We start from the raw sequence: 14,718 nt of genomic DNA, 5'->3' as shown, positions 1-14,718 counted from the left end.
TTTCTCACCTCACCGATCCGAAACGATTTAATAATAAAGAACTCAAAAATTTTACAGTAATTCCTGCATATACGAGACCATTCACCAAAAATGAGTACTTTTTTCGATAATGCTTCTGATGAAACAAATACATGGCGCGGTGGAACTCGTAGATGATTTTAAAAGGCTTACGACGACTGCTGGCGCCTTTATAATGAATAATCTGAGTGTACGGATAATAATGAATATCCCATCCACCTTGTTTTATTCTATAGCACCAATCGATATCTTCGCCATACATAAAAAACTGTTCATCCAGCATCCCCACTTGATCGATAGCTTCTTTACGAACGATCATAAATGCACCGACCAAGCAATCCACCGGATAATCTTGATTCGGGTCCAGATGGCTTAGCTGATACTGGTTATATTTCGGGTTACCTGGGAATAACTTCGAAAATCCAAAAGCATAATAAAAAGAGGCTGAAGGGGTTGGGAATCCCCTCCGGCATGCTTTGTCCAGCGATCCGTCAGGCAGTACTACTTTGCAGCCTGCTGCTCCGATGCTCGCATGTTCATCCATGAATTGGGTCATCGTATGCAACGTATCCGGTTGAACAACCGTGTCCGAGTTTAGCAAAAGAACGTACCGCCCTTTAGCTAGGCTCATCCCTTGATTGTTCCCTTTGGAATATCCTAAATTGACATCGTTGCATACTAAATGAACCATCGGAAAGTTTGCCCGGATAGCCTCCACGGAGTCATCCACGGAATGATTGTCGACGAGGATCACTTCATAGGTAAATGAGGTTTCCGACAAATAAATCGATTTTAAACAATTCAAGGTGAGTTCGCGCGTATTGTAGTTAAGAATAATAATACTTAAGTCCATAAACTGACTCCATAAACTAGACATGTATTTCTAATTATATCATGAAATACTTTTCAAAAGTATGACTGATCCGAAGCATTAATTAAAATAACAGTAAATATTTTCGAATTGAGCTTTTCGTTTTCCTTGGATTACATGCCTTTTATGAATAGTGCTTTTAAATATAACAAAAAAATTGCCCCAGCTCCCAAGAACTCCAAGCTCCCAGATGATGAAATAGGCAATTTTCGTCCTCGCTCCTTTTTTCCAGCCTCGGTTATGAAAGGCTTGAGCATCAGGACAATACAGGGCCTTCCATCCTAAAAGACGGCTCCGCCATGCAACATCCACATCTTCTTTGTAAGCAAAGAAATCCTCGTCGAAAAACTCATCGTCGATACTGACATCCCGAACCATGCTGCTGGAATACAGCGCAGCGGCGCCAGGGACCCCAATTACATCTCCCTCTTCATCCCACATGGAAGAGTCCTGCCCGGCCCCGCGATCGAAGGCTCTTCTGACTTGGTGAATAGCAGACCTGTGCTGTCGATTTCATGAGGTGAATGCTTGAACAAAAGCTTGCCGGTTGCGCTTCCTAACGAGGCATCCTGCTCCATCCGCTGGACCAGATAATAAACATAATCCGGATGCAACGTGACATCCGGATTAAGCACTAAATAATAGTCGCTAGCCGCCATCGCTTGATTATGGCCTCCGGCAAAACCCGTATTCACCGTATTCGATACGATAGTTAAACGATCCGATTCAAACTCGCGCACCACATTCAGCGTGCCATCTTGCGAATTGTTATCTATAACTATAATACGATCGATCGGGTAATTTTGTTGCAGTACCGCCTGAAGGCATTCTCGAAAGTAAGGCTCGCTGTTAAAGGTAACGATATGAGCGCTAACCTTTTCATATTGAAGAACGCTCCAATTTAGCCAGGAAATCTCTCAGCGCTTCCCGCCAAGGACGCAAATCTTCAAACCTATTCGTACGAATGGACAAATGATCCATCACCGAATATTTAGGCCGTGGGGCCGGTCTTGGAAATTCTTCCGTTGTACAAGGCTCCACTGTAACATTTACGCCGCTCTCTTCAAATATGGCTTTGGCAAAATCAAACCACGAACAAACGCCGGTATTCGAAGCATGGTAAATACCATATTTCTCTGTTGCAACTAATGCCAATAAAAACTCAGCCAAATCTTCTGTAAACGTAGGCGAACCAATCTGATCGCTGACTACCTTGAGGCGATCCCGGTCTTTTGCCAACTTCAGCATGGTTTTCACAAAGTTGTTCCCATGAAGCCCATAAACCCAGGAGGTACGAACGATAAAATACCGGGAGCTCAAAGATTGAACCAATGCTTCTCCGGCACGTTTTGATTTACCGTAAACCCCGGTTGGGTTCGTATTATCGTATTCCTTATAGGGAGCAGTCGCTTGTCCGTCAAACACATAGTCCGTACTGATATAACAAAGCTTGCTCCCGATCTTCTCCGCAGCTGCTGCCAGATTGCGAGTACCCACTGCATTGACCAAGTAAGCTTGATCTTCGTCGCTTTCCGCTTGATCCACCGCTGTATAGGCAGCACAATGGATGATTACATCCGGCTGAACTAGCTCTACTTGCTGCAGGCACTGCTCCAAGTTCGTAATATCAAGTTCATGACGCCCTAAGCCCGTCACTTGATGCTGCTTTTGAAACAAAGCGACAACATCTTGTCCCAATTGACCGTTTGCGCCGGTTACCAGTACTTTCATTCTTAAACACCCAGCCTAGAAGCATATTGCTTATTGTAATATTCTTGATACGCCCCCGATTGGATTCGCTGCCACCATTCTTTATTGTCCAAATACCAGGAAATGGTCTCTTTAATTCCCGATTCAAAGTGGTATTTCGGCTTCCATCCGAGTTCATTCGTAATTTTGGTCGCATCAATCCCGTATCTGCGGTCATGCCCAAGACGGTCTTGAACGTAAGTGATTAAAGACTCCGGTTTGCCAAGCTGCTCCAAAATTGTTTTTACAATTTGGATGTTCGTTCTTTCATTATTGCCGCCAACGTTGTACACTTCACCGCTAACTCCGTTGTGCATGACCAAATCAATAGCACTGCAATGATCCTCGACATACAACCAGTCTCTAATATTCAAACCGTCTCCGTATACAGGGAGCTGCTTGTCATTTAGTGCATTAGAGATCATTAATGGAATCAGCTTCTCCGGGAACTGATACGGCCCATAGTTGTTGGAGCAACGGGTAATATTTACGTTCATCCCAAATGTCTCATGATAAGCCCTAACGATCAAGTCACCGCCGGCTTTGCTAGCAGAATAAGGGCTATTTGGAGACAACGATGTCGATTCCATAAAGAGACCTGTTTCTCCCAAAGAACCATATACTTCGTCAGTCGATACTTGAACGAACTTGGTAACGCCATATTTCTTGGCAGCATCAAGCAGTACTTGCGTGCCCAATACGTTGGTTTTAATAAAGATTTGCGGATCCAGAATACTGCGGTCCACATGGGATTCCGCGGCAAAACTGACGACGATATCGACTCCCTTCTGGAACAACTCATCCACAAGCTGGGCATCCGCAATATCGCCTTTCACAAAGGTATAATTCGGATTATTTTGTATGCTCGACAGATTCTCTAAATTCCCTGCATAGGTCAGCGCGTCCATATTAATAATTTGGTAATCCGGATATTTATTAAGCATGTAAATAACAAAGTTGCTGCCAATAAAACCGGCGCCGCCGGTAACCAATACTTTCATGATTAGCCTCCGTTATTCGAAATTAATCTCCGCATCTTTCAGGACAGGATGCTTGCCGTCCTTATCGGATAAAATCGGATTAGCCGTCGGCCAATCGATACCTAACGCCGGATCGTTCCACGCAATGCCCCGGTCATGCTCCGGCGAGTAGAACTCATCTACTTTATATAACACTTCCGTATTCGGAACTAAAGTACAAAAACCATGAGCAAAACCTTTTGGAACCAACAGCTGCCTTTTATTTGCCGCGCTTAAGATGACTCCAACCCATTGTCCGAAGGTAGGGGAGCCTTTTCGAATATCTACGGCTACATCGTAAATAGCCCCTGCAGCTACACGCACCAGCTTTGTCTGGGCTTTCGGATTCAATTGATAATGAAGTCCTCTGAGAACTCCCGTTTCTACAGATAATGAATGATTGTCTTGAATAAAATCATAGTCAATGCCGAGCTTTTTGAATTTCTCGCTATTGTAGCTTTCCATGAAAAAGCCGCGGTTGTCTCCAAACACAGCCGGTTCAACAATGACTACGCCTTCGAGTTTTGTTGGAATAATGTTCATAGGTCACCTGCCTGAGCTTTAACTTTATCTTTCCTGACGAGAAGAATTAACCCAATGTTGCGAACTATTCCATGTTTAAAAAAACCATATTTAAATATGATATACGTTCTTTTCAAAAATCCTGCATTGGCTAATTCTAAGAAAGCAGACATAATTTCCTTTTGCTTTTCTGTTAAAACTTCAAAAAAAGTTTGATAAAAAGCAGTGGCTTGTTTGATATGTTTTTCCAGCGAGAACGACGAAAACGCACGATTTAAAATAAACAATAACCCGTATTTTTGGGCACCGATACTATTCTGGCCATGCTGTCTGTACATAACCGTTGGAGTATTCACATAAGAAATAACTCCAAATGCATTAGCTGCAATCCCTAGCCACCAATCGTGCATAATCGACATGCTAGATATAGGGACAGACAATCTTGCAAGTTGTTCATTGACCATTACAGTACAACCTGTTACTACATTTTGCAATAATAATTGATTTAATTTAGTCCTGCGTGGGTTTATCTTCTGATATTTCCAATACGATTGTGAAATAACATTTAGATCCTTATCTGCTACGTATAAATCCGTATAAACAAGAACAGGCTTGCCAGGGTGTTGGCCTTCAAGCTTTTGCATTTCTTCTAAAGTCAACTGGATCTTATTTGGAATCCAAATGTCATCTTGATCGGCAAACATAAAATAATTAAAACTTTCTAATGCTAGAACATATTCAAGTAATAAGCTGAAGCTTGCCGCTGGACCAAAATTGCCTTTAAATTGATTAATAACGAATATGTTGTCGTATTGCTCCGAGTACTTTTTAATAAAGAGTTTTGTATCATCACTTGAACCATCATCCCGTATAAAGAGTGTGAAGTTCTGATAAGTTTGATTTAACAATGACTGAAAAAAAGTCTCTAGAAAAGCACTGCCATTATACGTAGACAACAATATTGCAATTTTATTATGTTCAATCATATATGAATTCAATGTTATTTTCAGTTAATTTTACTTTCCCTACTATTCTAACGGGTGTCCCGTAAGCGATACTGTAATCAGGTACATCTTTGTTCACAAAACTATTTGCACCAATAATACAGTGTTTGCCTATTTTCACTCCACTACTTACAATACTCATAGTACCTATAACCGTATTGTCGCCTATGCTAACATCCCCTTTGTCAAAAGGAATTTTGCCACCGGAAACATAGTACTTAGTAGAGTCATGCGTATAGATTGCTACTCCTGCATTAATGCTTACAAAATTGCCGATCTTTAATTTTCCGTTAATTCCTTCAAGAATTGTATAAGGGCCTATCCAAACATTGTCACCAATTTCAACATCACCCATAACAACACTTGTATCGTAAACAGAACTGCTAATACCACAATTCAAATATTTTGCCTTTTCAAATCGATTAAAAAGAAGTTCATTTGTAGGCAGTACCCTGTTGAAATTTTGTTTCATTTCGTTTCTTTTGTTTTCCAGATACTTCAACAAATTCTCTTCGAAGTTATTATCCATTGCTCTCAATGTCCTTACCCGCATGTTCATTGTACCAATCCAGAGTTAACTTTAGCCCGTCCTTCAAGCCAACACGAGGTTCAAAACCTAGAATTTCATTTGCCAGTAAGGCACTTGCACACAGTCTGTTTACATCTGCCTTTCTTTCAGGCCTAAATTCGATTTCACCTTTATAGTCGTAATATTCACTTATATTTTGAATCAATTCATGAATTGTTGTTTCAATACCCGAACCTAAATTAATAACTTTTCCTCTGGAGTTTTCATTTTCATATGCCATTACAAAAGCTCTTGCGGTATCTTCCACATAAATGAAATCTCTCGTCTGCTTCCCTGTACCTTCTATAACTGGCCGTTCGCCATTTTGAATTCTGCGGGCAGTTAAAGGAATGATGGCTGCAAGCTGCTTATCATTTTGGCGGGGACCATAGTTATTAAAAGGTCTGATAATAGCAATATCTAAATTTAAGACGTTGTAGAACGATTGAATCATCAAATCCGCGGCTGCTTTTCCCGCTGCATATGGTGTAGTAGGATTCAGTGGATGATTTTCATCCATTGGGGAATATAAGGCTGTTCCATAGGCCTCAGAAGATGAAGAATGTATAAGTGTTTTATACTGGCCTAATTTTTGCAATTCCAGCAAAGTATTTGCAATTTCCACATTCACCATATAAGCATCGAAAGGATTGAAAAAAGAATAGTTTAGTGCTATAGTTGCTAAATTAAATACTACCTCTATTTCCTCATTTTGGATTATTGCCTGCATGACTCCAAAATTCCGGGCATCATCTCTATATATCTTTATATTTTCGTAATTGGTCAAAGCATCCTTCAAATTACTCATTTTCCCAAGAAAAAAATTATCGACTATGACAACTTTGCCGACTCCTGACTTCAAAAGCATGTCAGTTAAATGACTCCCTATAAATCCTGCTCCACCAGTAATTAGTACATTTTTATTTTTAATGCTTGGCACAAATAAGCCCTCCTCTATATATTTTTAATAATTCTATCAATTGTCTCAATAACATAAATCTGATCATCGTTTGTCATCTGTACATATAATGGTAAGGTTAAAGACATCCTGTCGCATTCATAGGCTCCTGCCAAGTCGAAAGGCTTATAACCGTACTTCTCTCTATAGTATCCTAAGCTGTGTACAGCATGAGTACCTTGTCTCGTCGCTACACCTATTTCTTCCAAGGCGTTCATTAACTTGTTTCGTATTTCATTACCTTTTTCAACATCATTCAGACCCAACGCTTTATAATCAATCATACAAACATAAGATTGATAAGTATGCAAATATCCTTGTGGGACATGCGGTGGCTTCAGATAGCTTATCCGATCCTTGATAAGGCTATCATAGAACTTGGCTTTATTTTGTCTTTCCGTTAAAATATAATCGTATTTACGAATTTGAGCAACTCCAACGGCTGCCTGTATATCGGTCATACGATAATTAAACCCTAGTTCATTAAATTCAGGCAATAAGTATCCCTTACTGCTATGACGATTAACTTCCGAAATTGAAGCCCCATGGCTTCTCATTTGTCTAAGAGATGCTGCAAGTTCAGCATCATCTGTTAAAATCATTCCTCCTTCTCCCGTTGTAATAGATTTTCGGGGATGGAAGCTAAGGCACGATGGATTCCCGAATCCTCCTTCATGCACTCCATTGATAGAAGCGCCTAATGCACAAGCACTATCTTCAATAATTTTTATCCCATGATGATTTGCTAAATCATTCAATTTCGGTATATCCGCACACAGTCCAAAAAGATTAACTGCAATAATCCCAAATAATATTTTTCCATTCTTTTTGTTAATTAGAATGCCATCCTTATTGTCATAGTTATTATCGATTAATTCTTGAACCCATTCAACATTAATGTTATAAGTATCCGTATATACCTCAGCTAAAACTGGAGTTGCACCAGTGTATTCCACTGCGTTTGCCGTAGCAACAAAAGTGAATGACGGCACAATTACTTCATGCTTATCACATAATCCCATACATACCAGGAGTAAATGAAGAGCGGTGGTACATGATGTAGTTGCAACCGCATATTGAACTTTTTCATAGTCGGCAATTGCCTTTTCGAACTCGGCAACCTTAGGTCCTTGTGCTACCCACCCCGATTGTAATACCTCTTGTATTTGCTCTATTTCCTCTTTCGTAAAAAAAGGAGTCATGATTGGGATATTTTTCACAATGCCACCTCACTAGTTTGGTTAAGCTTCGAAATTGCTTTATCAAGTATTTTTATCACTCTAATTGCCTGATCCGGTCCAGCCAAAGAAGGCTGCATTTCTCTTATACAATTCGCAAAATGTTCGATGCTGTTTTTCAAAGCATCTTCGAATTGTATATTAGGAATAAAAATATCTCCTGTTCTCGTTTTAAATTCATATGCCCCATACTCTTCAGATGGTTCAATTTGGATGATACCATGATCGTATATAGTTAATTTATCAACTGTTTTCATATCGTCAAATACAACCATTTTTTTTGTTCCAGCTATTATCATTCTTCGTTCTTTTAATGGAGAGATCCAACTTGACTTAATATGACTTATAAAACCGTCATATTTCAAAGTCAAATAAGTTAACGTTTCTTGACTTCCATACCTTTTTTCTCCTATTGCTTCTATGTGATACGGTTCTTTCCCTTTGGAAATATAATCAATAACCGCCAGGTCATGAACTGCCAAATCCAGCATCGAATTGACATCCATTCTGATGGGGCCAAGATTCATTCTACTGATATCAAAATAAATAAGGTCTCCTAAATCGCCTTTATCATATAAGTTTTTAATGTAACGTATGATGGGATGAAATATCATAATATGATCACAGTGGATGATCAAATTGTTTCTCTCCGCCAATTCCTTTAAAGCTTGAGCCCTTTTGCTATTAATAGCCATGGGTTTCTCAATGAACAAATGTTTGCCTGCATTCAGTATTTCTTTTGCAACTTCAAAGCTTGGATCTGTTTGAATTACAAGAGCAAACGCGTCTACTGTAGGATCATTCAAATACCTTTTATAATCTTGAGAATATTCGATAAGATCAAAATAGACCGATTTTGCTTTTTCGAGTCTGTCCAAACTATTATCACAAATCGCAACTAGGTTTACATTCTTTGATGCCACTATATTTTTTGCCACGTTATTTCCCCAGTAGCCGTAACCTATTTGTACAATATTTAACATGGCCCAGCCTCCCTAGTTAATCGTTATCTCATCATTTATTATGAATACAGCCCTGCCCCTAGCACTATCATAAGCACGCCACAAATACTCAGCAATGACTCCAAGAGAAATATTGGTAACCCCAAACCCAAACAATATTACAGTTATTAGTGTCGGATATCCCAATTCCAATGGTAAGAGATTAAATAACTTGATAATCAAAATACCAAAAGCAAATAGCAAGCCCAATAACGACATTATAATTCCCAAGATACTAACCAATCTGATAGGGAAAAACGAAAACGCAACAAAGGAATCGATCAGCATTTTTATTTTCTTATCGAGGGTCCACTTTGTTTCCCCTTTATTTCTGGCGTTATAGTCCATATCCACAATACTCATGCGAAAACCCATATTCATGATTTGCAAAAATATGGACGAATTTGATTCTATATATCTGTTCAATACATCCTTTACCTTTTTATTGAACATAATGTTGTTTACGCCGCCAAGAGGAAAGTTTTTAACCGCATATTTCCGGACAAGTTTAGCATACCCTCTAGAAAATAGCTTTTCACTGAAGCTTACTTGTACTTCTCTTTTTTGAATACAAACTACATCGTATCCTTCTTGAAGCTTATTATATACTGTTCCAATTAAAGATACCGGTTCTTGTAAATCTGCTGAGAAAAAAACGCAGATATCACTTGATGCTTTCAAGACACCTGCTCGAATTGCAGCATGGGAACCAAAATTTCTGGAAAGAGTCACAATTTTCGCTTTTGTATATTTAAAGTTATACTGTTTCAATAAAATAACAGATCGATCGGTTGAACCGTCATCTACAAAAACGATCTCCAATTTATATTCTTTATCTTTTGCATATTCATCCAATACCTTACACAAATCATTTATATTATCTTCTTCGTTCAAAAATGGAACTATTACCGATATATCCGTAGTCATTTTGCATACTCTCACTTTCCGGAACTCATGAAGATAATGCCCACAAGTATGAATATCATTCCTATCCATTCGGCTGTTGAGATTTTTTCTCCTAATAGGAATACAGCAAAAATTGCAATAACTATATAAAGAGCGCCTGCGGCCACTGGATATATGTAACTCAAATCAAACTTAGGCATTATGACCATAAATAGAAAAAAACTAACAATATAGCACATCATACCCAAGATGAGTTTTATATCCAATTTAAAATTGAATATCCCAGATAGGAGTTGGAAAGAAACATTTGAACTACCCATTTTAATTAATGTTAACCCTAGAGCTGAAAGAAATATATAAACTACGAATATAAACCAGATCATACTTCTTTTTCCCTTATCATTATTAAATTTAGAAATCACTTAACTCAGAGTCACACTCCAAACATTTATTGTTTGATAGCTTATTGCCACATTTACAAACAAAACCAACAATTCGTGCAGGATTGCCTATGACAAGAGCATGTCTTGGAACATTTTTGGTTACTACACTACCTGCTCCTACCATACAATATTCACCTAATTCAGTTCCACATACAATTGTTGCATTAGCGCCTATGGAGACACCTCTTTTAATAGTTGTTTTAGTTATAGCCCAATTCTCATTAAATGCTCGCGGGTAAAAATCGTTAGTGAACACAGCGTTGGGTCCAATAAAAACATCGTCTTCCACCGTAACTCCATTATAAATGGAAACACCGTTCTGAATCTTTACACGATGCCCTATCTTGACACCCTGATCTATGTAGGTGTCTTTGCTAATTATGCAATTTTCCCCAATTTCCGTACCTTCTCTAATTTGACTATTTACCCATATTTTAGTTCCAGGGCCAATAACCGCTTCACTTGATACATTCGCAGTTGGATGTATGAATATATTTTTCATGAACAACCTTCTTTCATAAAAATGCAATACTAACGGAAATCATTAATAACTTCTACTACTTTCTTCACTTCGGTATCAGTAAGCAATGGATGAACTGGGATCGACAAGACTTGATTTTTAACTTGATCGGTAAATTTCCACTTACTATCAAATCCCATATCTTCATAACATTTTTGCTCAGGGATCGATATTGGATAAAATATACCGAAACCTACTTCATTTTTTTCGAGATGCTTAATTAAATCTGCTCTTCTATTATTTTTTATGCGAAGTGTATATTGATGATATACATGATATACAGATTCATGCTTAAGTGGTCCTAATACATATTCATTTTTTATATTTTCATTGTAATATTGAGCATTTTTATTTCTAGCCAAATTGAAATTGTCAAGCTTTGACAACTGGCAAATGCCTATAGCTGCGGAGATATTGGTCATTCGATGATTATATCCAACAACATCATGGTAATATCTAATTTCCATGCCGTGATTGATAAGCAGTCTTGCCTTCTTTTCTACTTCAGGGCTATTGGTTATTACCATTCCCCCTTCAGATGTTGTCATATTTTTGGTAGGATAGAAACTGAATGCCGAAGCATCTCCAAATGAACCTACTTTTTGATCTTTCCAAAGAGCACCATGGGCTTGAGCGCAATCCTCGATTAATAGCAAGTTGTGTTTCTTGACTATATCCATGATTCTATCCATATGACAAGGCTGTCCAAAAAGATGAACTATCAGCAACGCTTTTATATCGGGATGTTCATTTAATTTATCTTCTATGCAGTCTGGGTCAATATTAAAGGTATTGCTATCTATGTCAGCAAAAACCGGGGTAGCTCCTGTATAAACGATAGCGTTCGTTGAAGCAATGAAAGAAAATGGCGTTGTTAAAATTTTATCTCCCTTTCCAAGACCTAAAGATCTAATAGCCACTTCTAAAGCAGTAGTTCCAGAATTTGTGGCAATTCCATATTTTGCTCCGATATAATCAGCAAATTTTCTTTCGAACTCTGTTACAACTGCTCCGTTCGCTATCATTCCAGAATCCAACACTTTTTGTACAGCTTGTTTTTCTTCATCACCTATAGACGGCTTGGCTATGTTGATCATATTTGATAACCTCACTTTGCTTATTGTTATAAATTCATTTAATATTATTTTTTTTAATTATTTTTTTTAATATTACACAATAAAGCAATAATAATGCCAAAGATATTATAGATACGATTCCCCCTACGATTAATCCAGGTTGAGTATATTTTAAAGTAACTTCATGAGTTCCTTTGGTTAAATATACTCCCGACATTCCGGCACTAACGAGATGAATTGGTTCGGAAACCCCATCAATATATGCATGCCAACCTTTATCAAATGGAATGGATAAAAACAAGAGTTTATTGTCTGATAAAGATATATTTCCTTCAATATGATCATCATTAAAACTGGTTATTGAAAGAGTTTCTTTTTTTAATTTTGCTACATCAGAAATATAGTTATCCGGCGACTGAGTTAACAAGCCAATATTTTCAATTTTATATTCTCCGGGTATATCTCCTATATCTAATCTTATAGAATCTGCATTAATAAAACCTAAATCAACTTCATATTTTGATGTATTCGAATTAATAGAAAACTTTTTTGAATTATTTTCATTAAATTGATCAGACTCTGTTTTCCAGAAAATTTGACCATTTGTTGGATTTTGGCTAGTTATATCAAAAGTCAATTTCATATTTGAATTATAGTATTTTTTATCCAAAGGTATTATTATTCTAGGATCTTCATTAACAGCCTTGAATTTTATAGATGATTGAGAAGTAAAATCAGTATTATTAATGTTTTCGAAGATAGCTTTTTTTAAATCCAAATTAATAGGAACAGATTTACTATCGTTAGGCTTGGAATTCTTCACCAAATTTTTATGTGTATTAGGAATCTTTTCTTGATTTTCAATCATATAGGATTCAAGTAGAACTTTTTCCTTATCATTTATTGATAGCTTTGAAAAGTCATTTTCTGTTATGAAAGAATCATAAGTAAATCCCAAAGGTAAGAAGTGTTTGTTTTCGAATAGAAATAACTCTCCAAATTGTTTAACAAATTCGTATCCAAACGGTTTATCACTTTGATTTTTACTTATATAATATCTTACTCCCATAAGAGTTTGGAGGAAAGGCCTGTCCTTAAATCCATTTGAAATGTTATTTGTTATTTTGTTGTTTGCTTCCAGCGTGTTTAGAAATTTCGAATAAGAAGGGTTGGTTAAAGAATTATAAGCACTGGTGCCATAAAAATTTTGAAACAAAGCTTCGCTCCAAGAAGCCGAAAAAAACGATTTTTCAATTCTATAAAAATCTGTATCTTTATTCTTTAGAAAATCAACAATGCTATTAGTATTATCAAAATATCCCTGTTTTTTCGTAACATAATCCGTACCAACCATCTGTCTGTTATTTACTGTTATATTATTTAAAACTATTAATTCAAAACTAAGAACTAAGATAACAGAAACATAAAATGTTTTACGATTAAGTTTATTAACAGAGTACAAATAACTTATACCATAATATAGTAGCAAAATAATACCAATAATAATAAATATTTTGATTGAATCTTTAACCATTACTTCAAAAGAAAATATAGAATTAGCAACATTTTTATCTTTAAATATATTATATACTATCTTGCAAACAAATATCGCTATAAGCATGCTGCATAGACTGAAAAAAGTCTTATTTAGTATTTTTTTATCAATTACATTCTTAGTTAAAACATATTCTATAGCATGGGCAAGCATAATCAGTTCGAATATAATGATTATAAAAGTCCACCTATAATTTGCTGTACTAAATGCGTTGAATATCACTGATCCGTATGGGAATAAAATAAATACTCCTAAGACTATGGCAAATATTCCGTATATTAATTTCCCCTTACGGTTTAATGCATTGATGATTTGTGGAATAAGTAATAATGTTAGAAGACCACAGTACAACTGAGGTGCTTCATAATAATTTACCCAACCAACAAATTTATCATTTGTACCCAATATATCATTTGAAAAGGGCCGCGCTAACATGCTGATATATTCAGATATACTTGCCAGCTGAAATACAGAGGATATAAGATCCATGCCAAGTCTAGGATTCGAAAGAGCTGTATATGCAGAAGGAAACAAAATAACTGCACTTAGACCTATTCCCAGCAAATAACATAAACTTAATTTAATAAAGAACCCGAAAAAACTCTTTAAAGTGAACTTATATAACAAAAGATATCTTGCAACGGCATATATTGCTAGAAAGATAGTTATCATATACAGAAAATAATAACTATTAGCTGCAATAACTGACACCATAATTGAGAAAAAAATCCACTTGCGTTGTTTAAGCAATAATTCAAATGAATACAATAATAATGGAGCATAAACAATTATATTAACAAACCAATAATGCTGGCCCCAGAGAATAACATATCCGTTAAATGCATACAACAAAGCAACTAATAGTGAGGTGTTTTTCGTGAATCCAAACTTATTCAAATAAAGATAAAAGAAAACGCCAGAAAAAATGATTTTGATTACAAACACTATTGGAAATAGATATGCAATACTTTCCTTATCCGAAACCATGTAAATTAAGTTAAATGGGTCAAACAGAAGATTCGCTCCAGAAAATATACTTGTTCCTATACCTATTCTAAAATTCCACGAGGGGAAACCGTTTTTGGCCCAATCAGAAAGATATGCATACCAGGGCCAATAAGAACCAAAAGTATCTCCTCCAATATCCGTGTAAATATACAATCTAGAAAATGATAAAAAATGTCTAAAAATAACTAGACTAATAATAGTAATTAAAGATATTAATATAAACAAATGATTCTTGCTTAAAGACTTAAAAATTTTATTCAAC

At 36.5% G+C, this 14,718-nt stretch carries 15 protein-coding genes; all 15 read right to left on the bottom strand.

All coding sequences use genetic code 11. The annotated features are described in order from the left end of the window. Positions 1–4 precede the first annotated feature (4 nt). Positions 5–871 carry a glycosyltransferase family 2 protein gene (locus NI000_RS21010; protein ID WP_253413502.1) on the bottom strand — a complete coding sequence of 289 codons (867 nt, stop codon included), beginning with the start codon at positions 869–871 and terminating at the stop codon, positions 5–7. A 78-nt stretch (positions 872–949) separates the two neighbouring features. After that, entirely contained in the window at positions 950–1,330 is a 381-nt protein-coding gene (locus NI000_RS21005; RefSeq protein WP_253413382.1) for a glycosyltransferase family 2 protein, read from the bottom strand. Continuing rightward, positions 1,306–1,752, bottom strand: coding sequence for a glycosyltransferase (locus tag NI000_RS21000; RefSeq protein ID WP_253413501.1), 447 nt, complete (start codon positions 1,750–1,752; stop codon positions 1,306–1,308). The genes NI000_RS21005 and NI000_RS21000 overlap by 25 nt, the downstream gene beginning before the upstream one ends. 16 nt (positions 1,753–1,768) lie before the next feature. Next, complete coding sequence (rfbD, locus tag NI000_RS20995; RefSeq protein ID WP_253413381.1) at positions 1,769–2,620, bottom strand: dTDP-4-dehydrorhamnose reductase; 852 nt, start codon at positions 2,618–2,620, stop codon at positions 1,769–1,771. 2 nt (positions 2,621–2,622) lie between these two features. Next, the gene (rfbB, locus tag NI000_RS20990) at positions 2,623–3,639 is read right to left on the bottom strand and encodes a dTDP-glucose 4,6-dehydratase (protein ID WP_253413380.1); all 1,017 of its coding nucleotides are present in this window, start codon (positions 3,637–3,639) and stop codon (positions 2,623–2,625) included. Positions 3,640–3,651: 12 nt separating this feature from the next. Further along, positions 3,652–4,200, bottom strand: a complete 549-nt coding sequence (rfbC, locus tag NI000_RS20985; protein WP_251603644.1) for a dTDP-4-dehydrorhamnose 3,5-epimerase — start codon at positions 4,198–4,200, stop codon at positions 3,652–3,654. After that, complete coding sequence (locus NI000_RS20980) at positions 4,197–5,165, bottom strand: glycosyltransferase family 2 protein (protein ID WP_253413379.1); 969 nt, start codon at positions 5,163–5,165, stop codon at positions 4,197–4,199. The genes rfbC and NI000_RS20980 overlap by 4 nt, the downstream gene beginning before the upstream one ends. After that, entirely contained in the window at positions 5,158–5,712 is a 555-nt protein-coding gene (locus tag NI000_RS20975) for an acyltransferase (RefSeq protein ID WP_253413378.1), read from the bottom strand. The genes NI000_RS20980 and NI000_RS20975 overlap by 8 nt, the downstream gene beginning before the upstream one ends. After that, entirely contained in the window at positions 5,705–6,691 is a 987-nt protein-coding gene (locus tag NI000_RS20970; protein ID WP_253413377.1) for a dTDP-glucose 4,6-dehydratase, read from the bottom strand. Before NI000_RS20970 ends, NI000_RS20975 begins: the two co-directional genes overlap by 8 nt. A gap of 14 nt (positions 6,692–6,705) precedes the next feature. Further along, entirely contained in the window at positions 6,706–7,929 is a 1,224-nt protein-coding gene (locus NI000_RS20965) for a DegT/DnrJ/EryC1/StrS family aminotransferase (RefSeq protein WP_253413376.1), read from the bottom strand. Further along, complete coding sequence (locus tag NI000_RS20960; RefSeq protein ID WP_253413375.1) at positions 7,926–8,930, bottom strand: Gfo/Idh/MocA family protein; 1,005 nt, start codon at positions 8,928–8,930, stop codon at positions 7,926–7,928. The genes NI000_RS20965 and NI000_RS20960 overlap by 4 nt, the downstream gene beginning before the upstream one ends. Before the next feature lie 12 nt (positions 8,931–8,942). Continuing rightward, entirely contained in the window at positions 8,943–9,875 is a 933-nt protein-coding gene (locus NI000_RS20955) for a glycosyltransferase family 2 protein (protein ID WP_301292608.1), read from the bottom strand. A gap of 390 nt (positions 9,876–10,265) precedes the next feature. Beyond that, positions 10,266–10,799, bottom strand: a complete 534-nt coding sequence (locus tag NI000_RS20950; protein WP_253413373.1) for an acyltransferase — start codon at positions 10,797–10,799, stop codon at positions 10,266–10,268. Between the two features lie 29 nt (positions 10,800–10,828). Further along, the gene (locus NI000_RS20945; protein WP_253413372.1) at positions 10,829–11,914 is read right to left on the bottom strand and encodes a DegT/DnrJ/EryC1/StrS family aminotransferase; all 1,086 of its coding nucleotides are present in this window, start codon (positions 11,912–11,914) and stop codon (positions 10,829–10,831) included. 34 nt (positions 11,915–11,948) lie between these two features. Further along, positions 11,949–14,717 carry a YfhO family protein gene (locus NI000_RS20940; RefSeq protein WP_253413371.1) on the bottom strand — a complete coding sequence of 923 codons (2,769 nt, stop codon included), beginning with the start codon at positions 14,715–14,717 and terminating at the stop codon, positions 11,949–11,951. Between the last annotated feature and the right edge of the window lies 1 nt (position 14,718).

Source organism: Paenibacillus tyrphae (genome assembly GCF_024158745.1).
Classification (GTDB): domain Bacteria; phylum Bacillota; class Bacilli; order Paenibacillales; family NBRC-103111; genus Paenibacillus_G; species Paenibacillus_G tyrfis_A.
Note: the sequence above shows the minus strand (reverse complement) of the source record. Positions and strands in the feature narration are given on the sequence as shown.